Origin of the sequence: Sphingobium sp. SA916, assembly GCF_002894065.1 — a bacterium.
Classification (GTDB): Bacteria; Pseudomonadota; Alphaproteobacteria; order Sphingomonadales; family Sphingomonadaceae; genus Sphingobium; species Sphingobium fuliginis.
On the sequence record NZ_LXYF01000047.1, the window covers coordinates 35,527 to 55,617 of the forward strand.

At 62.5% G+C, this 20,091-nt stretch carries 18 protein-coding genes; 2 read left to right on the plus strand and 16 right to left on the minus strand.

The genetic code is table 11. The annotated features are described in order from the left end of the window. Positions 1 to 6 precede the first annotated feature (6 nt). The 6 genes from A8G00_RS15005 to A8G00_RS15030 form a co-directional block, all read right to left on the minus strand. Positions 7 to 1,062, minus strand: a complete 1,056-nt coding sequence (locus A8G00_RS15005) for a phosphotransferase family protein (protein WP_084694347.1) — start codon at positions 1,060 to 1,062, stop codon at positions 7 to 9. Between the two features lie 39 nt (positions 1,063 to 1,101). Continuing rightward, positions 1,102 to 2,385: an acyl-CoA dehydrogenase family protein gene (locus A8G00_RS15010; protein WP_099186686.1), complete on the minus strand. Its 1,284-nt coding sequence runs from the start codon at positions 2,383 to 2,385 to the stop codon at positions 1,102 to 1,104. A gap of 38 nt (positions 2,386 to 2,423) precedes the next feature. Beyond that, positions 2,424 to 4,139, minus strand: a complete 1,716-nt coding sequence (locus A8G00_RS15015) for a class I adenylate-forming enzyme family protein (protein ID WP_099186685.1) — start codon at positions 4,137 to 4,139, stop codon at positions 2,424 to 2,426. Then, entirely contained in the window at positions 4,132 to 5,088 is a 957-nt protein-coding gene (locus A8G00_RS15020; RefSeq protein WP_172451865.1) for an alpha/beta hydrolase, read from the minus strand. Before A8G00_RS15020 ends, A8G00_RS15015 begins: the two co-directional genes overlap by 8 nt. 41 nt (positions 5,089 to 5,129) lie before the next feature. Continuing rightward, positions 5,130 to 7,361 carry a TonB-dependent receptor gene (locus tag A8G00_RS15025; RefSeq protein WP_172451866.1) on the minus strand — a complete coding sequence of 744 codons (2,232 nt, stop codon included), beginning with the start codon at positions 7,359 to 7,361 and terminating at the stop codon, positions 5,130 to 5,132. A gap of 137 nt (positions 7,362 to 7,498) precedes the next feature. Continuing rightward, on the minus strand, positions 7,499 to 8,776 hold the full coding sequence (locus tag A8G00_RS15030) for a TetR family transcriptional regulator (RefSeq protein ID WP_158230077.1): 1,278 nt from the start codon (positions 8,774 to 8,776) through the stop codon (positions 7,499 to 7,501). Between the two features lie 202 nt (positions 8,777 to 8,978). Here A8G00_RS15030 and A8G00_RS15035 point away from each other — a divergent pair, with 202 nt between their 5' ends. Then, positions 8,979 to 10,025 (plus strand): helix-turn-helix domain-containing protein, encoded by a 1,047-nt coding sequence (locus tag A8G00_RS15035; protein WP_172451867.1) that lies wholly within the window; start codon positions 8,979 to 8,981, stop codon positions 10,023 to 10,025. Here the strand turns inward: A8G00_RS15035 and A8G00_RS15040 are convergent. From A8G00_RS15040 to A8G00_RS15075, 8 genes are all read right to left on the minus strand, one after another. Beyond that, positions 10,022 to 10,426 carry an ester cyclase gene (locus tag A8G00_RS15040; protein ID WP_103001045.1) on the minus strand — a complete coding sequence of 135 codons (405 nt, stop codon included), beginning with the start codon at positions 10,424 to 10,426 and terminating at the stop codon, positions 10,022 to 10,024. The genes A8G00_RS15035 and A8G00_RS15040 overlap by 4 nt on opposite strands. 225 nt (positions 10,427 to 10,651) lie before the next feature. After that, positions 10,652 to 11,503 (minus strand): alpha/beta fold hydrolase, encoded by an 852-nt coding sequence (locus tag A8G00_RS15045; protein WP_103001046.1) that lies wholly within the window; start codon positions 11,501 to 11,503, stop codon positions 10,652 to 10,654. 20 nt (positions 11,504 to 11,523) lie between these two features. Next, a complete protein-coding gene (locus A8G00_RS15050; RefSeq protein WP_061937441.1) occupies positions 11,524 to 12,123 on the minus strand; it encodes an HD domain-containing protein in 600 nt (199 codons plus the stop codon). 33 nt (positions 12,124 to 12,156) lie between these two features. Then, positions 12,157 to 12,954 (minus strand): class II aldolase/adducin family protein, encoded by a 798-nt coding sequence (locus tag A8G00_RS15055; protein WP_099186682.1) that lies wholly within the window; start codon positions 12,952 to 12,954, stop codon positions 12,157 to 12,159. 66 nt (positions 12,955 to 13,020) lie between these two features. Next, positions 13,021 to 14,055, minus strand: coding sequence for an alpha/beta hydrolase (locus A8G00_RS15060; RefSeq protein WP_044660912.1), 1,035 nt, complete (start codon positions 14,053 to 14,055; stop codon positions 13,021 to 13,023). Positions 14,056 to 14,253: 198 nt separating this feature from the next. After that, positions 14,254 to 15,363: an alpha/beta hydrolase gene (locus A8G00_RS15065; RefSeq protein ID WP_216365619.1), complete on the minus strand. Its 1,110-nt coding sequence runs from the start codon at positions 15,361 to 15,363 to the stop codon at positions 14,254 to 14,256. A gap of 49 nt (positions 15,364 to 15,412) precedes the next feature. Then, positions 15,413 to 16,225, minus strand: coding sequence for an enoyl-CoA hydratase-related protein (locus A8G00_RS15070; RefSeq protein ID WP_253258008.1), 813 nt, complete (start codon positions 16,223 to 16,225; stop codon positions 15,413 to 15,415). A 47-nt stretch (positions 16,226 to 16,272) separates the two neighbouring features. After that, on the minus strand, positions 16,273 to 18,066 hold the full coding sequence (locus A8G00_RS15075) for an acyl-CoA dehydrogenase (protein WP_216365620.1): 1,794 nt from the start codon (positions 18,064 to 18,066) through the stop codon (positions 16,273 to 16,275). A gap of 333 nt (positions 18,067 to 18,399) precedes the next feature. On the opposite strand from A8G00_RS15075, the gene A8G00_RS15080 reads away from it, so the two are divergent. Beyond that, positions 18,400 to 19,206, plus strand: coding sequence for an SDR family oxidoreductase (locus tag A8G00_RS15080; protein ID WP_158230075.1), 807 nt, complete (start codon positions 18,400 to 18,402; stop codon positions 19,204 to 19,206). Between the two features lie 50 nt (positions 19,207 to 19,256). On the opposite strand, the gene A8G00_RS25485 is transcribed toward A8G00_RS15080, so the two are convergent. After that, entirely contained in the window at positions 19,257 to 19,481 is a 225-nt protein-coding gene (locus tag A8G00_RS25485) for a helix-turn-helix domain-containing protein (RefSeq protein WP_367379458.1), read from the minus strand. 105 nt (positions 19,482 to 19,586) lie between these two features. Beyond that, positions 19,587 to 19,850 carry a hypothetical protein gene (locus A8G00_RS25490; protein WP_216365622.1) on the minus strand — a complete coding sequence of 88 codons (264 nt, stop codon included), beginning with the start codon at positions 19,848 to 19,850 and terminating at the stop codon, positions 19,587 to 19,589. Positions 19,851 to 20,091: the final 241 nt, after the last annotated feature.

The following is a 20,091-nucleotide window of genomic DNA, read 5'->3' on the forward strand; positions in this document are numbered from 1 at the left end:
CAGTCTTCATGGTTCGAGGGCGCCGGCCAGCCGGGCCTGTTCCCAGCCGAGCCGCGCCATCGGCACGAGCTTGGCCGCGGCCTTTTCCGCCTCAAGGCTTGAAGCGGTGCCGTCGATGATGCGTTTGCGGATGCCTTGCACGATCCCGACGATGCGGAAGAGGTTGAAGGCGAAATACCAGTGCGGATTGGCGATGCGCGGCCGTCCGCTCATTTCGCAGTAGAGGTCGGTAATCTCGTCCAGCGAGGGAATGCCCGCCGCCTCCAGATCGAGGTTGCCGAGAGCAGCCAGACCATCCGCAGGCATCAGCCAGTGCGCCGCGAAATAGCTGAAATCCGCCATCGGATCGCCGATCGTGCTCAATTCCCAGTCGATCACCGCCAGCACCTTCGGCTGGGAAGGATCGAAGATCAGGTTGTCCAGCCGATAGTCGCCATGAATGATCGTCGATGCCGACTGCTCAGGCACGGTCCGGCCCAGCCACTCCATCAGCTTTTCGACTTCCGGCACGTCCTCGGTCTGCGAGTCGCGATATTGACGGCTCCAGCGCGCGACCTGCCGCCCGAAGTAATTGCCGGGGCGGCCATAATCCGAGAGGCCGACCTTCGCCGGATCGAACCGGTGCAGCCGCGCCAGCGTTTCCACCATCTCGACATAGATCGCCCGGCGCCCCGTCGGCGTTTCGTCGGGCAGCGCGCCGTCCCACAGCGTCCGCCCCTTGATCCGCTCCATGACGTAAAAGGCCGATCCAATCACCGCGTCATCCTCGCACAGGGCGATAGGACGCGGCACGGGAAAACCTTCCGGATAGAGCGCGCTCAGCAGCCGATATTCGCGATCGACGGCGTGGGCGGAGGCCAGCAATGCGCCCGCAGGCTTGCGGCGCAGCACAAAATGCCGCGTCGCCGTGTCGAGCGCGAACGTCGGGTTGGACTGGCCGCCCGCGAACTTGTCCAGGCTGATCGGCGCTTCGAAATCGGGGACATGCGTCTCCATCCACGCCGTCAATCTGCCGACGTCGAAGCCATTATCGACAACCGCAGCCTCAGCCATCGCGGTCATCCCAACTGCTCCGGGCGAAGAAAGGTGAAAGCCCCGGCATCAGCGCGTCGCTCCGACATCGCCGCTCGACAGGGTGTCACCCACCACATCCTGATATTTCTTGAACTCCGCTCGTGCGATGGCGCGCGCATGCACCTCGTCGGGCCCATCCGCCAGCCGCAGCGTGCGGGTATTGGCCCAGTCGAAAGCGAGGTCGAAATCGTCGCACACGCCCGCGCCGCCATGCGCCTGAATGGCGTCATCGAGGATCTGGCACGCCATCATCGGGGCCTGAACCTTCAGCATCGCGATCTCGACTTGCGCGCTCTTGTTGCCGGCCTGATCCATCATGTCCGCCGCCTTGAGGCAGAGCAGCCGCGTCATTTCGATGTCGATGCGCGCGCGCGCGATGCGCTGCTCCCACACCGACTGGCTCGCGATCGGCTTGCCGAAAGCCTGCCGCGACAACAGGCGGCTCGCCATCGCTTCCAGCGCGTTCTCGGCGACGCCGATGGTGCGCATGCAGTGGTGGATGCGTCCCGGCCCGAGCCGTCCCTGCGCGATCTCGAAACCGCGCCCCTCGCCCAGCAGCATGTTGCTCGCCGGAACGCGCACATTGTCCAGGACCACTTCGCCATGCCCGTGCGGCGCATGGTCATAGCCATAGACGTTGAGCATGCGCTTGATCGTCACGCCCGGCGCCTCCATCGGCACCAAGATCATGCTCTGCTGGCGATATTTGTCGGCGTCGGGATCGGTCTTGCCCATGACCACCGCCACCTTGCAGCGCGGATCGCCGGTGCCGGTCGACCACCATTTGCGGCCGTTGATGACATATTCGTCGCCCTCGCGACGGATCGACGTCTGGATATTGGTGGCGTCCGAGCTGGCGACATCGGGTTCGGTCATCAGGAAGGCGGACCGAATCTCGCCGTTCATCAGCGGGCGCAGCCATTGTTCCTTCTGCTCCAGCGTGCCGTAGCGATGAAACACTTCCATATTACCGGTGTCGGGCGCGGAGCAGTTGAAGATCTCCGAACCCCAGAACACCCGGCCCATCTCTTCGGCGCAGAGGGCATATTCGAGGTTGGTGAGTTGCTCGCCCTCGAACACGAAGCTGTTGTCGACATGCTCCTGGCCCGAATGCGGCGGCATGAAGAGGTTCCACAAGCCTTGCTCGCGCGCCAGCGGCTTCAATTCCTCGATGACCTGAATCACCTTCCAACGCGGTTCGGCTGCCACTTCGGCTTCGTAATCGGCCAGGCGCGGCTTGACGTTTGTCTGGATGAACGCGCGCACGCGGTCGCGAAAGGAAGTCTGGCGGGCGGTAAGGGCGAAATCCATCGTCTATTCCTCAGATAAAATCATGTCACGCTAGGATGTCAGTCCTGCATCGCGTCGGAGAGAAGCAGCGCCCGCACGTCATTTTTCATGACCTTGCCATTGGCGTTGCGCGGCAGAGGTTCGTGGTGAAAGCGGATCACCACCGGGATTTTGAACGCCGCCAGCCGCTCGCGCAGCCAGAGCTTCAGCTCGTCTTCGCTGATCGAATGGCCCTCGGCGATCAGGCACATCGCGCCGGGTTCCTCGCCCAACCTGTCATGCGGCAGGGCTACCACCGCCGCGTCCGTCACGGCGGGATGGCTGAACAGCGCGTTTTCGACCTCGACGGCATAGATATTCTCACCGCCGCGGATGATGACATCCTTGCTGCGGCCGACGATGGTGCAAAAGCCTTCCTCGTCCAGTCGGGCCAAATCGCCCGTCCGCAGCCAGCCATCGCCGAAGGTTGCTTGGGTCGCTTGCGGATTCTGCCAATATCCCATCACGATCTGCGGCCCTTGAACGCATAATTCGCCAATCTCGCCGACCGGGAGCGGTTCGCCCGCCTCGTTGACGACCCGCAGGTCGTCGACCGGCAGCGGCGGTCCGCAACTGTCGGGCCGGTTCAGATAGTCTTCCGCGCTGTGTCCGGTGATCGTGCCCGACGTTTCCGTCATGCCCCAGCCATTATAGGGCACGGCCGACAATTCCCGTTCGATCAGGAAGGGCAGGTCCGGCGCGGCCGGCGCGCCGCCATAAGGCACATAATTGAGCGAACTGAGATCGAACCGGTTTCTCTCCGGGGAATCGATCAACTGCCACGCGATGGTCGGGACGCCGCCTGCCGACGTGATCCGTTCCCGCTCGATCAGCCCCATCGCCTCGACCGCGTTCCACTTGTGCATCAGCACGACCTTGCCGCCGCAGGCGAAGGCGGACATCAGCAGCGCGGCGCAGCCAGTCACATGGAATAGCGGGATGGTCATCAAAGTGACCGATGGCGTGAGGTCGCTGATCGGCTCGCCGCGGCGCAACGCGCCGCGCTGGCCGATGAAATCCATCGCCACCAGGCCCGAAAGCATGTTCCTGTGCGTGCCCAGCGCGCCCTTGGGACGACCAGTAGTGCCGCTGGTATAGAAGATCGTCAGCGGATCGTCGGGTTTCATCGTGACGTCCGGCAGCGGCAGGTCGGGCAACCGGCCATAGTCCACGACCGCCCCAATGATGGATTCGAGCAAAACCACGCCGGGACGCGATGACCGCGAAACGATGATTTTCAAGCGATCGGCGGATATCGGACTGCCGCTCATGACGCGCTCGAACCGCTCGCCATCGCAGAAAAGGACAGTGGAGCCGGACTGCTCCAACGCATAGGCGAGTTCCTCGCCCGTCCACCATGCATTGAGCGGCACGGCGATGGCCCCGCACACCGTCGCCGCAAACAGCGCCACCGGCCATTCGGGCAGGTTCCGCATAGCGATCGCAACACGATCCCCCTGCTTCACACCCTCGCGGACGAGATGGTCCGCCAGTGTCGCAACCGCCCGGAACCAGCCCTCATAAGTGACGCGCTCGTCGTTAAGGACCAGAAACTCACGCGCGCCATGCGTCGCCCGCACTTGCTTCGCCAGTTCGGCGACATTGGCGGGCAGGCTCGCCCATGTCCGCAACTCGCGGCCGTTGATGACTTCCTTGCGGATTTCAAAGCGCGAGCCCGGAACGCAGAGCTGCGCTTCTGCTTCCTTGAGCGACATGGCCGGCCAGGATTTAGTCATTGTGCGCTCCCACTCTTGCAAGTTTATCGACCGGGGCCGCCTCGACACCTGCCAGAAACGCCGCAATTTCATCCACCGCGCGCGCCGCTTCCGGCAGTTCCTGCGGGAAGAGATGGAAGGCATGCGGCAAATGCGGCCAGATACTCAGATGTACCGTCACCCCCAGCCGCCAGAGCGCGGCAGCGAAGGCGACATCCTGATCGCGCAGATATTCGTCGGACGACGCCTGGATGATCGTCGGCGGAAATCGCTCAAGGACGTCCGAAGCGGCTGCGGCCGGCGAAACGAGGGGATTGTCCACTGTCGTGACGCCCTGAAGATACAGTTCAGCGATCTTGGTCTGCGTTGTCGGCTCGCATGTCGGGTCGTCGGAACCCGGCGGCATCTTGTCGGGCGGCCGGAAATCGACCACGCCTGACAATAGGGCCAGTGCATCGGGCAGCCGGGCGTTGCGCGACACAAGGTCGATCACGAGCGCGGCGGAGAGGTTGCCCCCCGCGCTATCGCCCATCAAAGCGAGGTAGGCGGCCTCCAGCGGCCCCGCCGGTCCGTTGGCAGATGCGTAGGCATAAGCGCGCCCGGCATCCTCAAGACCCGCCGGAAACGGATGTTCAGGAGCCAGACGGTAGTTCGGCGCAAACACCGCGCGCCCGGTCCTTCGCGCGATGAGATCAATCAGATGGCGGTGCGTGTCCACCGACCCGGCGAACCAGCCGCCGCCATGGATATAGACGATGTGGTGGCCCGGCTCCGCCTGCGGGGGCATGAACCATTCGCCCGAACAGGTGCCGAGATCGACCAGCACCGTAGAGCACCCGAATTCGCGCTCCGCACCTGTCAGGCAATAATTGTCCATGACGTAGCGCATCGCGACTTCGAGATCGTCCATCTCATCCGAGCGCGCGATCAGGCCCGCTATATGGTCTTTGACTCTTCGGGCCTGCGCCACGCTCAGATGTTCGGTCGGCATCGCTTTGCTGTCGTTTCTTTCTAGAAATGATATCCGAACGACGCGCCGATCTGGCGTGGCGGCTGATATTGGCTGAGCGCGAGCGATCCGATCAGCGCCGACACGACGATCACATTCGACTTCACCTGTTCATTGGTGACATTCTTGGCAAACAGGCTCGCCGTGATCCGCTTGTCGTCGCTCTCATAGTTGAGCGACAGGTTGAGCTTCCCCACCGCAGCCTGCGAGGAAACCGGGATGTTGAACTCGCTGAAATATAACCGCGACTTCCAGTCGTAGCGCGCGCCCAACGTGACCTTCCCCGATGAGATCGGCATCTCATAATAGCCGCCGGCGCTGACGCTGTATCGGGGCGCCTGCGGCAGGGTGTTGCCGTCGAGGTCGAACCGCCGTGTCCCGTCCGGATCGACCGTCCCCAGATTGGGGCGCGCCGGATCGCCGGTGTGGAAACGGTCGAAGGTCGCGTGGAGATAGGCGCCCGACACCTCGAACCGCAGCGCCTCGACTGGACGTATGACGGTTTCCGCCTCGATGCCGTAGATGGTCGCCTTTGCGGCGTTCACCACTTGCGTGGACGCGCCGTTGATCTGGTTCACCTGAAGATTGTCATACTTCATGTGGAACGCGGCGATATTGGCCTGCAATCCCCGGTCGAAGAACCAGCCTTTCAAGCCCGCCTCAAGGTTGGTGTTCTTTTCCGGATCGAAGGCGGGAGCCAGACCGCCGGCCGAAAAGCCGCCGCCCTTATACCCGGTGGCATATTTCAGATAGGCGTCGAGCGTATTGCTAAACGCATAGGAAGCGCCGACTTCATAGGTGAGCTGACTGGAAGACGTGCTCTGCCGCGGCAGTATGCCGACATAGCTGTTATAATCGTCCAGATCGACCTTCTTGTCGTGCGTGTATCGCACGCCGGCGAAGATTTTCGCCTCGGGCGTCAGCGGATATTGGGCATGGCCGAAAAAGGCATAGGAGGTCGTGTTGATCTTCGCGCCCAGATCGACCGGCATCGGCAGCAGGCTGATCGGAACCGAAATATCCTGCTTCAGCTTCTCGTGGAAATAATTGGTGCCGACGATGTAAGTGAATGGCTTGGACGCATCGGACGAGTAAAGCAGTTCCCCATAATATTGGTGGGTCTTATTGTTGAAGTCGGAATAGGTGTGCAGCGCGTCGGTGCCATCGCCGTCCTGGATGTTGTGGATCTTGGTATCCGCATAGGAACCGACCGCCTTGAGGTCGCCGCCCCCCAGCGCCCAGTTCAGCGTCAGGTTGACATTCTTGCCTTCGATCCGGCGCACAGCTTCGTTGTTATTGACTTCGCGCTTGCGGACGCTCCCCACCGACTGCCCCACCAGGATCGCTGGCAGGGGCTGGGTTGGATCAGGCGTGCCTTCGAGGAAGGTCGCCGGGCCATCGGAGTGATCGCGCTGGTACTCGACCAGCAGCCGGGCGTTGAAGCTATCGGACGGCTCCCACTTGATCTGGCCGCGAACCGATTGATTGTTCGCGTCGTCCAGCCGGCTAGGCGAGTTGGTGGTGACCAGATTGTTCGAGTAGCCGGGCGCGTAGGTCTGCTGGGTCGCCAGATTCTTCGTATAGCCGCGATTATATGTCTGCTGGGCGGAAAGACGGGCAGTCAGGGTGCCCGACGCATTGAGCGGCCCGCTGACATAGCCTGCCGTGTTGATCCGGCCGGGATCGATGCCCGCCGTGACGTCGAAGCCATAATGCACGTCCCGCGTCGGCTCGTTGGGGATGATGTTGACGGCGCCACCGGTGGCATTGCGGCCGAACAGCGTGCCTTGCGGGCCACGCAGAACCTCCACCCGCGCCACGTCGAGGAAGGTCGACAATGTCAGCAGCGGCTGCGCCATGTAGACGCCGTCCACCTGGATGGACACGCCCGAGTCGGAGCCCGCATTGATCGACGACCCGTTGCCGATGCCACGGATCGCGACGTTGGCCGAATTATAGCTGTTGCCGATCTGAATGTTCGGATTAGGTCCGACGAGATCGGTGAGCGCCACGGTCTGGGCGGCGCGCAGCTTGTCGCCGGAATAGGCAGACACCGCGATGGGCGTTTTCAGGATCGTCTCGCTGCGGCGGGATGCAGTAACCACAATATCCTCTATCTGGCCCAAGCCGGACGATTGAGCGCCCTGCGCGGGCGCATCGGACGTCTGCGCCAAGGCCGCCGGAACGACTGCAGCCCCGCAAAGCAGCGCAAGCACGTAATGGCCTTTCATCATGATAACCCCTCCATCAATTTTGTCTTTTTGTGCCGATTCGCGTTGTATCGATTTCGGCTGGGGGGAGAATGATGGTTGATCGCACCCGCGATGTCTCAATTTACCGCAAGGCGGAAATCGCATTTAGGGCAATCGGCTTACAACCAGAAGCGGCCGGAGGAGATCATCGCCAGATCATGGGCGAATTCCCGGCGCACATGCGCAAGATCCTCCGTCCGCGATCCGCTCGCCACCAGCCGGATCATCTTTCCGGTGAACAGGGCCTGGGACAGCAGCGGATCGAGCGGGCGCAGCGACGACGAGATCGGCGTCAAGAGACGCCGCCAGGCGCTGTGCTGATCCGCGATGTCGGCCCAGATCGCGGATTGCAGCGACGGCTGACGGCTCGCTTCGAGCCAGACCCGGTAGATTGCGAGACTTTCCAGCGCATACTCCGTCGCTTCGCGAAAGAAAATGACGCTCGTTCGATCGATCAGCCTTTCCAGGCTTTCTTCCCCACGCTCCATCGACGCGACGATGCGATAGCGATCCTTCGCATTTTCAAACAGGCGATGCTGGGCGGTTTCGATCAGGCTGGCGGTCGTAGGAAAGTGGTAAAAAGCCGCAGACGGGGAAAGCCCCGCCTTGCTCGCCATTGCTTTCAGCCCGATCGCCGTCTGGCCCTTGGAAACCAGTTCGTCCAGCGTCGCCCGCAATATCGCTTCGCGCGTCACCGCCGACTTGCCGCTCTGTCGGGCGGGTTTGGCGGGGACGACCTTCTGCCCATGGCCCCACCGGTCGAGAGGGTCTTCGCCGCCATCGAACACCGCCTTCAAATCCTCTTCGGTCGGGCGGAGAACCAGCACGAAAAGGAGAAGCCCGACCGTTATGTCACCATAAGATCGCGCGGCAAGATCGCTGTCGCCATCCCCGGAGGCGGCTGCCCATTCGCTCCAGACCTGGGTCGCAGCGGCGAACCAGCGGCGGGCCAGCGCGAGGGATTCGGGGTGGCGCGGCGCGTCCAGCATGATTTCGGTCCAGCACGCCCCACGCACGCGCTGCTCCCCGGCAACCTTGGCAAGAAAGGCGATAAGCCAGGATCGCGGGCATCCCGCCCCTCCCCGCTCGCTCGACCCGGCGGCATCATCGCTGGGAAGAAGCAGCGTGTCATGGTCCAGCATTTCCTGGGATGCGGCCGCCAATATGTCAAACTTGCTGGCGAAATGGTAGGTCGTCGATGCAAGCGAAACGCCTGCGGTGCGGGCGATTTCCCGGTGAGTCATGCCCGCGATTCCGCGCTCCGCCAGCACCAGGATCGCCCCTTCGATGATCCGTTTGCGGGTTTCGACGGACCGCGCCTGCGCCGGCGCGCGCTTCGACTCACGCGCCCCGACTGGCTTGTCCGGCAGGATCGAAAGGCGACGGGCGACGGCCAATGCGGAACTATCCTCTCCAAAGCCACAGGCGGCAGGCATTGCCTGGAACCATTTTTTGTCCTATAGTACAAATTATGTCAAGGACTGGCCTCGCAACGACGGGCCGACATGAGAGAGGCTGGATATGAAAGCGAACCTCTGCCGAGTTCAGGAATCAAGCGGCTATCCATCGATGTTCGGCTCCCAGGCATGGCCCAGCGCGATGCCTGATAACCGGTCCATTCTGTTCTCCACCGCAGCGCGCAATTTCGGCGCCGAACAGCTTTCCAGACATTATGTCGAAACATTTTTCGGGCCGGAACGGGCGCGCGCGCTGATGGTGGGAGCCGGACTGTGCGACGCTGCGGGCCAGTTGCCGGCGAGCATCTCCCGCGTCGATTTCTGGAATCTGTGCGTAGATGGCGTCTATAAATATGACGACGAGGGCCATGGCTGCACCCCCCGCCCCTTGCCGAAGGGCAGCTGGACGGTGATCTTCACCGCAGTGAACCATATGGACTCGGTCGGGGAAGGTCTGAAGCGCTTCTGCGAGTTCGTTCAGGTCATACCCTCTGGCATGACAGTGTCGGTCGGCTATGGCTCCGACGGGATCAACATCACCTATGCCATGAACGACCTGTCCGAGCGCGGGGAAATCTATGCCGAGCTGATCGCGATCGTGTTTCACTGCGTCCTGGTCTGGGGCACGGGGCAATGGATCGAGCCGGTCCGCACGCGGCTGTCGAGCCTGCTGGCCGATCGCAACGAGTCGCTACTGACCGGCCTCGCGACCAGTTGCTGGCGGCACGGGACGGGCGTCTCCATGGTCTATCCCAAGGAGATACTCGACATGCCGCTCGGAGTGCGTCGCTATAAGAGCTTCTCCTTCCACGAATCCTCCGTCTTCATGGAAATCGCACAGCGCTCACCGCGCTCGATTCATTCGGACGCATCCAACTCGATTGTTGAGGAATTGCGGGTGCTGATGCAGGATGAAATCCCCAGCCAGCGGGTCGCAGCGCGCAAGCTCGGGATGAGCGCGGCGACCTTGCAGCGCCGGCTCACGCAGGAAGGGACGAGCTTTCGCGAACTCTCACGGGAGGTCCGGATGCGGAAACTCTGCACCCTGCTCGCGACCGACGCCAATCTGGACGATATCGCTTTCGATCTTGGCTTTTCGGATCGCCGCAGCCTATGGCGCGCCTGCTTCGACTGGCTCGGCATGTCGCCTACGGCCTACCGCCTCCAACGCCGCCTGTGCGATAGCTAGCGCCTCACCTCGGCTTCAACTGCTGTCTTATCGATGACCGAGAAAACTTCTGCGATCTTCCCAGCTCGCAAAGTGTAAAAAGCATGTTCGTGGAATACGACGCGCCGTCCGTTGACTGGAACGCCAAGAAACTCTTGCACAGGCGTGCAGTCGAAACGAAGCCGTGAGGCGATATGACTGGCATTCGCCACAACGATGTCGGCGTTGAAATAAAGGTCCGGGATGTCTCGGACATTCTCTTCAAGCAGGGCTCGGTAGCCATAGACCCCGAGTGGGCGCTCATTGTGGACCACATCGGTAGCCACGAATTCGCCAAGCTCGTTCCAGGCACGGGCATTAAGGCATGCAATATATTGCTTATACATGCTGACTGCCGCTGTTTCTTGTGACGATCCATTCATTTTTAGACGCTCCTGTCTTCAATCCCGTCTACGGATCACGCGTATGGCGGCGGAAGGCGACCCAATCACTTCCTCCGCTTACACTATTTTGCCACCGCCTTGGGGTTGATCCGCAGTGCTCGGCCCAGCGTCGCGAGCAAAGCCTGGGGCTGCGTCCTTCCATTCCGACGAAGGGATCGCACCATCAAACCGTGGGGTCAAACATCCGAGGAACGGGCGCCCCCGTCAAGCGAGACTGTCAGCGCCCTGCCTTATATGGGCTAGGAGCAAGTTCGACACGGTGTCGGGGCATTGATCGACGATGAAATGTCCCGCCCCCTCGACGATCTCGAATCGGAACGGACCGGTCACATAGTCGGCCGTCAGTTCCGCCGCATAGCGCCCGACCGTCGCATCTTGCGTGCCCCAGACATAGAGGGTGGGCAGGTTGATGGCCGGCGTCTGCGCGCCCGTGAAGCCGCTCGCACGATACCAGTTGATCGCGCCTTCCACCCCACCCGGCTCAGCGAGCTTGGCGATGTGAACGGCTGCGATCTCCGGCGGCACATATTGGGTTTCCAACGCTTCCCGGAGGGGTCGAAGTCCGTCCACCCGCATCCGGTCATAGGCGTCCGCGTCCTTCAGAAAGCGGTGGTGACGCGAACGCTCCGGCTGTTCGGGGTCTTCCGTCAACGCCCGCGCAAACGCCGCCGGATGCGGCCGCGACAAGATGCTCAGCGTGCGGATCCGCTCCGGATGAGCCGCAGCGAGCAACCAAGCGATCTGCCCGCCCCAATCATGCCCCACCAGATGGAAGTCCGCGACGCCAACCGCGTCCATCAGATCAACGGCGTCCTGGACGATGAACTCCACCTGATAGGCATCTTCCTCCGCCGGACGCGCGCCCGTCGAATAGCCACGCTGATCGGGCGCGATGACGCGAAAGCCCGCAGCCGACAGCGCCTCGACCTGAGGATGCCACATATAGCGCGACTCCGGGAAGCCATGCAGCAGCAGAACGGTCTGACCATGGTCATGACCCACGATATCGACGGTGAATTCAAGGCCGTTCAGGCTCACGCAGCGCGTTTCGATCATGTCTGTCTGCTATGGCCCGGTTATTCTGCAGTCGGGCTTTTGTAGAAGGAATAGCGCATCGTCGAAAACAGCCGGTGAACCATCGGCTCGAACGCTTCGAGCGGCATGCTTTCATAATTGGCGTCGAACGCGGACTGATCGTAGAGGTGACAGAAATCCGCCGTATATTCAAAATGCGGATGCCCCCTGAACTTCTCCCGCATATGCTGGTCTTCGCCGATATGATGGAAGAAATAATAGCCTTGGAAGATGGCGTGCTTTTCCACCATCCAGTGGTTCTTTTCCGAGACATAGGGCTTCAGGATCGCCGCGGCGAGATCGGCATGATTGCCCGACCCCAGCGTGTCGCCGATGTCGTGAAGCAAAGCGCAGACGACATATTCCTCGTCCATCCCCGCCCGATAGGCGCGCGTGGCGCACTGGACGCTATGTTCCAGCCGATCGACCGGGTAACCGCCGAAGTCACCGTCAAGCAGCTTCAGATGCGTCAATATCCGGTTCGACAGTCCCGCATGGAAGGGCTTGTAATGGCTATCGATGATCGCCCAGTCCTCCTTGGTAGAATCCGCCATTTGCGTGAAATGGGTGGTGGGGCCTTCGATTTCCTTGGTGTCGGACATGGTCGGACTTTCTTGCATGAGCATCGATATTAGTCAGGCGTCGAAGCCCGGCAGTTGGCGGTGCAGGCGGCGCAGGCAGCCCGGCCAGATCAGTTCATAGGCGGACTGGCCGCCCTCCAGCCGCAGCGGACCGCGCGCCGCCATCTGGCGGGCGACGGTATGCTGCGCTTCTTCCGGCGCGATCAAGACACCCTCGCGCCCGGCTGTCAGCGCCATGACCTGAATCTTGCAGGCCCGCTCCAATATGAACATGGTCCGCCAGCAATCGCCCGCATCCAGCCCGACCGCCAGCGTCCCGTGATTGCGGAGCAGCATCGCCGCATTGTTGCCGAGGTCGGCGACCAGCCGCTCGCGCTCATCCAGATCGAGCGCGATGCCTTCATAATCGTGATAGGCAAGCTCGGGCAGGATCGCCAGCGCGGTCTGGCTGAGCGGCAGCAGCCCCTCCTTCTGCGCCGACACGGCGATGCCCTGATCGGTGTGCAGGTGCATCACGAACTTCACATCCTCCCGCGCGCCATGGATCGCGGAATGGATGGTGAAACCCGCCGCATTGACCTTGTAGGGGGTGTCCTGAACGACATTGCCGTCCATATCGATCTTCACCAGCGACGACGCCGTCATTTCCTCGAAGAAGATGCCATAGGGGTTGATGAGGAAATGCTCTTCCGGCCCCGGCACGCGCGCGGAGATATGGGTATAGACCATATCGTCCCAGCCATTCAGGGCGACGAGGCGGTAGAGTGCGGCGAGATCGACACGCATCTTCCACTCCGCCTCGCTGACCTGACTTCTCAATGAAGGTGTCGGCGCCCAGGAACCGTCAGCCATTTCAATCTCCTTTAGCTATTCCATCGAAGGGCGAGCCAGCGACATCGGCGGAAGGCAGAGCCATCCCTATTTGCCCGTACGGGCGAGATAGGCGATGTCGTTGGCGGTGTTTGCGCTGATGTCGGGCGCGCATCGCGGCAAAATCTCGACTGCGTGCACTGTCCCGATCAGCGAGCGGCACCGCGCGGGCACTCCGGCTGCCAGCAGCTTGCGGTAGAATACGACGCCTTCGTCATGCAGCGGGTCGCACTCGTTCACGCTGATGACCGTCTGCGGAAGCCCTTTAAGATCGTCTTCCGACGCGAAGATGGGCCATGCCAGCGGATCCTTGCGCTCGAACGCCTCGATACCATAGGCCAGCGTCAGGCGATTGTTGCCGATGCTGATGAAGATGCCTTCATTATTGTGGGATGACGGATGGTCCGGATGCGGCCACTGCCCTGCGATGAACGGGCACAGCGAATAGACGCCGTTGATAAGGCCGATGTCGCCGTCACGATTAAGCTTCAGCGCGGTCGCCAGCGCCAGATTGCCGCCGCCGCTCTCGCCGGCAAGCGTGATCCGGTCAGGATCGATCTGCAATTCCTCCGCATGCGCGTGGACCCATTTCAGCCCGGAAACACAGTCGTTGAGGCCGGCGGGAAAGGGCGCGATTTCAGGCGCGGAAGACGGTAGCAGGCTGTTGCGGAAATCGACCATGGCGACCGCTACGCCCTGCGCTGCGATGATGCTGCCCCATCCCCGATAATTGGGGTCGAAGGCGGACAAGGTCGCCATCCCGCCGCCATGCATATAGTAGACGCAGGGCAGGACGCCCGCGCCTTCGGGGCGGATATACTGGATCTTGATCTCATTCCCATCGGGCTGCGAAATGAAGGTCTTGGTTTCATAGATGATGCCGGAGGACGGCGCAGACGCTTCGCACACGGCTTCCGCAAAAAATTGCGCGTCGGCCGCTACGGCTGCTTGCGCTTCGGGCGTGTGCATGAATTCGATCAGCTCTTCGCGCGTAAGCAGATCGGAAGCGGCCGGCGCGCCATATTCGCCGAAAACAGCCTTGATCCTTGGATCGATCCGATGGTCATTCAACAGCTTTGTCATTCTGTGCCTCTCCGATTTTTATGCATTTCGCCCGCCGTGCGCACCGCTCCATCCATGTGCAGAAGGATAGGAACCGATGGAGTCATGTTGGGACCGGACCGTTTTTCAGCGCGAAATGGTGGCCCGATCATGCCATCGGTACGCGGCGGGGCAATGACCAGCCCTCGCAACCCTCCGGTCGCGATTTGCGGCACAGCGTCATGACGGCCCCGCGAAAGCTAGCAGGATTTCAGCAAAGCGCTCCGGTTGCTCCTGCTGCACCCAGTGCCCCGCCCTCTCGATGAAATGGAGGGCAACCGGCTGCGTCGCCAACCCGTCTCGCATCGATTCCAGCAGTCGCGGAGACTGATAGGGCCCCCAGTCGGCCTTGCCGGCAACGAATGCCACTGGCATGGCAAGACGCCGACCGTGGAAAGGTGCCAAATCCCGGCCTGTCATCCCCTCGGCCAGTGCGCTGCGATACCAATTGAGCGCGGGCTGGAACCCGGTCCGGTCGAATTCGGCGGCGGCGACCGCCAGGTCGGCATCGCTCAGCCATGTGCACGCCGCCACCTGCCCCGCATCGGGAATAATGGCGGCGGCAACCTCCGCCATGCCGCACTGCGCGGGCATGCAGTAATAATGCGGCAATCTGGCGATTTCCTCGCCGGTCCAGCCCTTGAGCGGACCAGGTCTGTTGCCGTCCCAATCGGCGCTTTTCTGATGATAATAGCCGCGCAGAAACTGGTGCATGCCCTGCGGCGCATGCCACATGTCCGCATTCGCCTCCGGACCGCAATAATAGGCTTGGTAATGTTTGCGCGGCGGCGACAGGCGCGCCAGCTCTTCATGGATCGGATGGTCGAGGAAAGGCGCTGTGGGCAACGCACCTGCGGGCGGAGCGCCGCCGAAGGGCGATGCGGATAGCACCAGCCGGCGAACCCTGTCGGGCTGCGCGAACGCGCAGAATCCCGCGACAATGGCCCCCGCGTCATGGCCGATCAGCATGTCCACGGACGACAGGCCCAACGCGTCGATCAGGTGGAAGATATCCGCCGCCAGATTGCCGGTGGCATATGGCCCCAGATCGGTGAGATAGGCATCCGGCTGCGGGGTCGTCCGCCCGAACCCCCGCTGGTCGGGCGCGACCACATGATAGCCCGCGTCCGCGAGCAGCGGCATCACCCTGCGCCAACACCACGCCAGTTCGGGAAAGCCGTGGAGAAGAAGGATGGCGGGTCGCCCCCTCCCCTCATATCCGGCTTCCAGAATGTGCATGTCGAGATCGCCGACACCGCTGACGATGCGGGACCGTATGCCATCGGGCAACAGGGCCGGGGGAAGTGGCCCCGGATGCGTGGCGGAGCGCCCGGCCACCCTAATCGCCGCTGAAGACAGGCGCGCGCTTCTCCGCGAAAGCCCTGACGCCCTCCACATGGTCCGCCGTTTGCGAACAGTCGATATGGCAGCGCACCTCATGGTCCATATAGGCGCCGAACTCGGTGGACAGCGCGCTGTTGAGATGCTCTTTCATATAAGCTAGCGCCTGTGGCGGCGCGGACGCGAGACGCCCGGCGATCAGTGCCGCCTGCGCCTCCAGTTCCTCGGCTTCGCACACCCAGTTGGTCAGCCCTAGATCGAGCGCGCGCTCGCTCGCCACGCGTTCGGGCAGGAACATCAACTCCTTGGCCCGCGCCATCCCGACCAGCCGGGCCAGTAGATATCCGATGCCGAAATCGCCCGAAAGCGCCACGTTCGCGAACGCCGTCAGCAGAAATGCCGGACGCGCCATGATCCGCAGGTCGCATGCCAGCGCCAGCGCAAGGCCCGCGCCCGCGGCGGGGCCGTGGATGACAGCCAGGCTCGGCTTGCCCATCGCGACTAGCCTGCCCGATGTCGCCCGCTGGATGACGCGTTGATACTCAATCCGGTCGTCCAGCGAGGACGGCGTGATCGGATTGTCCCCCATCGCCTTCACGTCGCCGCCCGCGCAGAAGGCGCGGCCGTTCCCCTGGAGGACGACACACCGCACCTCGCGGCTGCTTTGGGCAAATGCGAGTTCCCGGTCGATCGCCTCCAGCATCGGATCGCTCATCGCATTGCGCGCCTCCGGCCGGTTGAGCGTCAGCATCAAAACGCCCTCGTCCAGCGCCGATAGCAGATCGGGCGTTCCTGTATTCCGATGTCCCAAGCCATCCTCCTTTTGATTATCGCGCATGTCTGCCGAGTCTTGAATCGTCAAGCGACCCTCAACTGCCCGGGAGTCGTCGCAAGGCAGGTATCGTCCAGCGCCTTCACCAGCCCCAGGTCAATCTGCGCGCGCGGCAACTGGTAGCGGAAGAAATAGTCGCAGGCGGCGCGCTTGGCTTCGTAAAAGGCCCTGTTGGCAGCGCCGCCTTCTTGCCTGCGGACAGCGACCATCGCCTGCCACAGCCACAGCCAGCCGATCACCACCGTCCCCGTCGCGTCGAGGTATAGAGTCGCATTGGCGAGGCTGCGCTCCAGATCGGGTTCGGCCAGTGCGGCGCTGGTGGCGTCCGTGACCCAGCCGATCGCTTCGGCCAGCCGGGCCGCATGGCCCGACAGTGCGGGAATGGCCGCCGCTTCCGTGATCGTCGCATTGATCCGCTCGATCAAGAGGTCGAGACCACGCCCCTCTGCCAGCCGGACTTTCCGTCCCAGAAGATCGATGCCCTGAATGCCGTAAGTGCCTTCATAGATATGGTTCAGGCGATTGTCGCGATACAGGCGCTCAACGGGATGATCGCTGGTATATCCCGCCCCGCCCAATATCTGCATCGCCCATTTGTTGGCCTCAAGGCAATGTTCGGACGGCCATGACTTGACGATCGGCGTCAGCACCTCCAGCAGCAGGGCAAGGTCGGCCTGATCCTCCTTCTTCGCGCTCTTCTGCTCGTCGATCAGCAGCGCGCAATAGGTGCAGAGCGCAAGCGCACCTTCGACCGCCGCCTTCTGCGCCAGCAGCATCCGCCGGATGTCGACATGCTCGATCAGCGGAATCTGGGGCAATGCTGGATTTTTCTGACCGAGGCGGCGGCCCTGAAGCCGGTCGGTCGCATAGTGGAGCGAATAGAGATACCCCACCAGACCGGACATGGTCGCGACATGCCCCACGCCGATCCGCGCTTCATTCATCATGTGGAACATGGCGTGCAGCCCCTGATGGGGCTTGCCGACCAGATAGCCGACCGAAGGACCATCCTCGCCAAAGTTGAGCTGGCAATTGGTCGTTCCGCGCTGTCCCATCTTGTGCGCCAGACCGACCAGCGTGACATTATTGTCCTCCCCCGGTTCACCCGCTTCATTCAGGCGCTTTTGCGGGACAAGGAACAGCGAGATGCCCTTGACTCCGGCGGGCGCGTCGGGAAGCCGCGCGAGCACGAGATGCACGATATTCTCGCTCATGCGGTGGCCGCCGCTCGAAATCCAGATCTTCGTGCCGCGCAGATGATAGGAGCCGTCGCCCGCCGGATCGGCCCGCGTGGTAATGTCGGCGAGCGACGATCCCGCCTGCGGCTCGGACAGGCACATCGTGCCCATCCAGCGCCCCGCGATCATATGCGAGGCGTAGCGGGACTTCTGCTCCTCCGTCCCGAAAGCCAGCAACAGCCGCGCTGCGGCAGCCGTCAGCAGAAAATAGTTGGCGATCGCGACATTGGCCGCGCTGAACATGCCGTTCACCATCATGCTGACTGTGTGCGATATGCCCAGTCCGCCAGATTCGACCGGAAAGCTCTGCGCCGACAGACCTGCCTCGCTATAGGCGTTCAACGCACGGCCGACATAGGCCGGCATTACCGCCTCGCCATTCTCGAAGGTCGGCGGAACGGCGTCGAGCGGGGCGGCGGTCGGCAGATATTCGGCCTCGGCGATGCGCTGCGCCGTATCCAGAAGCTGGGAAACCAGCTCCCGGTCCTGCCCCTCGAAAGGGCCGGACGCATGCGCCTTTTCCAGATCGAACATGTCGAACAACAGAAAGTCGAGATTGTGACGATCAACGATGGTGCTCACGGTAACTCCTGAGGGCCAAGCGGTGCGCCAACGCGCCCGATTGTGCATTGGGAGCTTTCCGCCGCGGCGGCTAGGACGGTTTGATGCAGCCCAAACATCGCAATCTCGCTCAACCCGCAGCCCCCGCATGCGTGCGGCCAAGACGGCTTAAGCGCAGGAGAGAGTAGCGAATATTTGTCGGTGAGCCCGCCGCCACGTGCGGGCGTGAGCCCATATGTCACCCGCTTCATGAGGCGATTGGTCATGGCTCCGGATAGATCGGTAGCATATTGCGACGCATAACATTGGGCATTCGCCTGATCGGCTCCTCTCCACATGCTAAAGGAAACTGATTTGTCTGGGAATCTTGGCACCGCGATCGTCACCGGGGCTTCTTCGGGTATCGGCAAGCTGTTCGCCGATCGTCTCGCCGCGCGCGGCTACGACGTCGTGCTCGTCGCGCGGCGTGAAGACCGGCTTCGCGCCATCGCGGCCGATCTGGAAAGCCGCTTCTCGGTGCGCGCCGACGTTCTGGTCGCCGACTTGTCCGATCCTGCCGGCGTCGCCGCCGTCTCGGAGCGTATTTCCGGCGATCCGTCGGTGTCGTTCCTGGTGAACAACGCCGGCTACTCCACGATCAAGACGCTGGTCGAAACGCCTGACGACGTGATCGCCAACATGGTCGCGCTCAACGTCACTGCTTTGACCACCCTGTCCAAAGCCGCTCTCGTCCGCTTTACGGAAAAAGGCGCGGGCACGCTCATCAATATCGGCTCCGGAGCGGGTTTCGCGCCCTTCCCCGGCATCGGCATTCCGGTCTACGCCTCCACCAAGGCTTATGTCTATCTCCTGACCAAATATCTCCAGAACGAAGTCGAAGGCACTGGCGTCAACGTGCGGCTGGTCCTGCCCGGCGCGGTGGTTTCCGAAGGATGGGACGTGGCGGGCGGCGCCGATCTGGACCCGCTGCCCGACGCGATCGTCATGTCGACCGAGGATTGCGTCGATGCCGTCATGGCGGGCCTGGAGCAGGGCGAACGCGTCATCGCACCGTCACTGGCGGACACATCCCTTCTAGCAGCCTATGACAATGCGAGCGGCACGCTGCTGCAATCGATGTTCAATGCCGAGCCTGCCGCGCGCTACGGCCTACGGAAATAAGCTCCCCCTCCGCTATCGTCCCCGGAAGCGCAGCCGATACTCGCCGGGGGTCAGCCCGACGATGCGCGTAACAGCCTTCGGAACGACGACGTGTCGGCATAGCCCACCTCCCACGCGATCGGGTCGATCGGTAGCACGCTCGACCGCAGCAATTCCTGCGCGCTCGCCACCCGCAGCCGCTGGCAATAGTCGGTGGTGATAAGGCCCGTCGCCTTCAGAAAACGGCGCAACAAGATCCGCTTCTCAAGCCCACCTATAGCGGCCAGGCTCGACAGACGGGCGTCGGTTGCGCCGGTCGCCCGGAGCTAGTGCTGAACCTTCAGCACCGCCCAGTCGCCATGGTCGTGAGGTGAGATGGGCAAAGTGGTCCACACGTAACGTTAGCTTTTCGACGGATTTTCCTTGTTGAGGAGGTACGTCGATGAAGAAGCAGCGGTTTTCGGTGGGGCAGATCGCAGCGGCGCTGAAGCAGGCTGAGCTGGGTCTGCCGGGGCAGCAACGTCTCGGCAGAGGATCGTCCCGTCGGCCAGCCGGGCGGAATAATTGCTGGCGGTCGCGGGCGCCAGGCCGCGGGCATCCAGGCGGCGACCGACCTTGGCAAGCGCATCCGCTGGATCAGGTAAATCGGACACGGTGGCGGGCATATCCAGATCTGAATAAAAGCGCGGTTCGGCGCGGCGCCGGTCATCCCTGTCGGACGTCCCGGCTGGACAAGGGCGTTCGATGATCCTTCAATGACAAAGAACCATGGCGACCTTAGCGGGCGGAACGGAGGGCCGCAATCGGTCCTTTCGCGGCCCGGAGCGCACGCAGCACGAAACGATCGGCGGCCGCGCGGCCATTCTCCCGTTCCGCCGGGCTCCGGCGACCGTGAAAACAGGCTTG

Excerpts from the sequence above, each read along its gene's own strand:
- A8G00_RS25490 (WP_216365622.1), bottom strand. The coding sequence starts at position 19,850 with ATGCCCGCCACCGTGTCCGATTTACCTGATCCAGCGGATGCGCTTGCC.
- A8G00_RS15025 (WP_172451866.1), bottom strand. The coding sequence starts at position 7,361 with ATGATGAAAGGCCATTACGTGCTTGCGCTGCTTTGCGGGGCTGCAGTC.
- A8G00_RS15055 (WP_099186682.1), bottom strand. The coding sequence starts at position 12,954 with ATGGCTGACGGTTCCTGGGCGCCGACACCTTCATTGAGAAGTCAGGTC.
- A8G00_RS15040 (WP_103001045.1), bottom strand. The coding sequence starts at position 10,426 with ATGAATGGATCGTCACAAGAAACAGCGGCAGTCAGCATGTATAAGCAA.
- A8G00_RS15060 (WP_044660912.1), bottom strand. The coding sequence starts at position 14,055 with ATGACAAAGCTGTTGAATGACCATCGGATCGATCCAAGGATCAAGGCT.
- A8G00_RS15015 (WP_099186685.1), bottom strand. The coding sequence starts at position 4,139 with ATGACTAAATCCTGGCCGGCCATGTCGCTCAAGGAAGCAGAAGCGCAG.
- A8G00_RS15050 (WP_061937441.1), bottom strand. The coding sequence starts at position 12,123 with ATGTCCGACACCAAGGAAATCGAAGGCCCCACCACCCATTTCACGCAA.
- A8G00_RS15035 (WP_172451867.1), top strand. The coding sequence starts at position 8,979 with ATGCCTGATAACCGGTCCATTCTGTTCTCCACCGCAGCGCGCAATTTC.
- A8G00_RS15010 (WP_099186686.1), bottom strand. The coding sequence starts at position 2,385 with ATGGATTTCGCCCTTACCGCCCGCCAGACTTCCTTTCGCGACCGCGTG.
- A8G00_RS15045 (WP_103001046.1), bottom strand. The coding sequence starts at position 11,503 with ATGATCGAAACGCGCTGCGTGAGCCTGAACGGCCTTGAATTCACCGTC.
- A8G00_RS15005 (WP_084694347.1), bottom strand. The coding sequence starts at position 1,062 with ATGACCGCGATGGCTGAGGCTGCGGTTGTCGATAATGGCTTCGACGTC.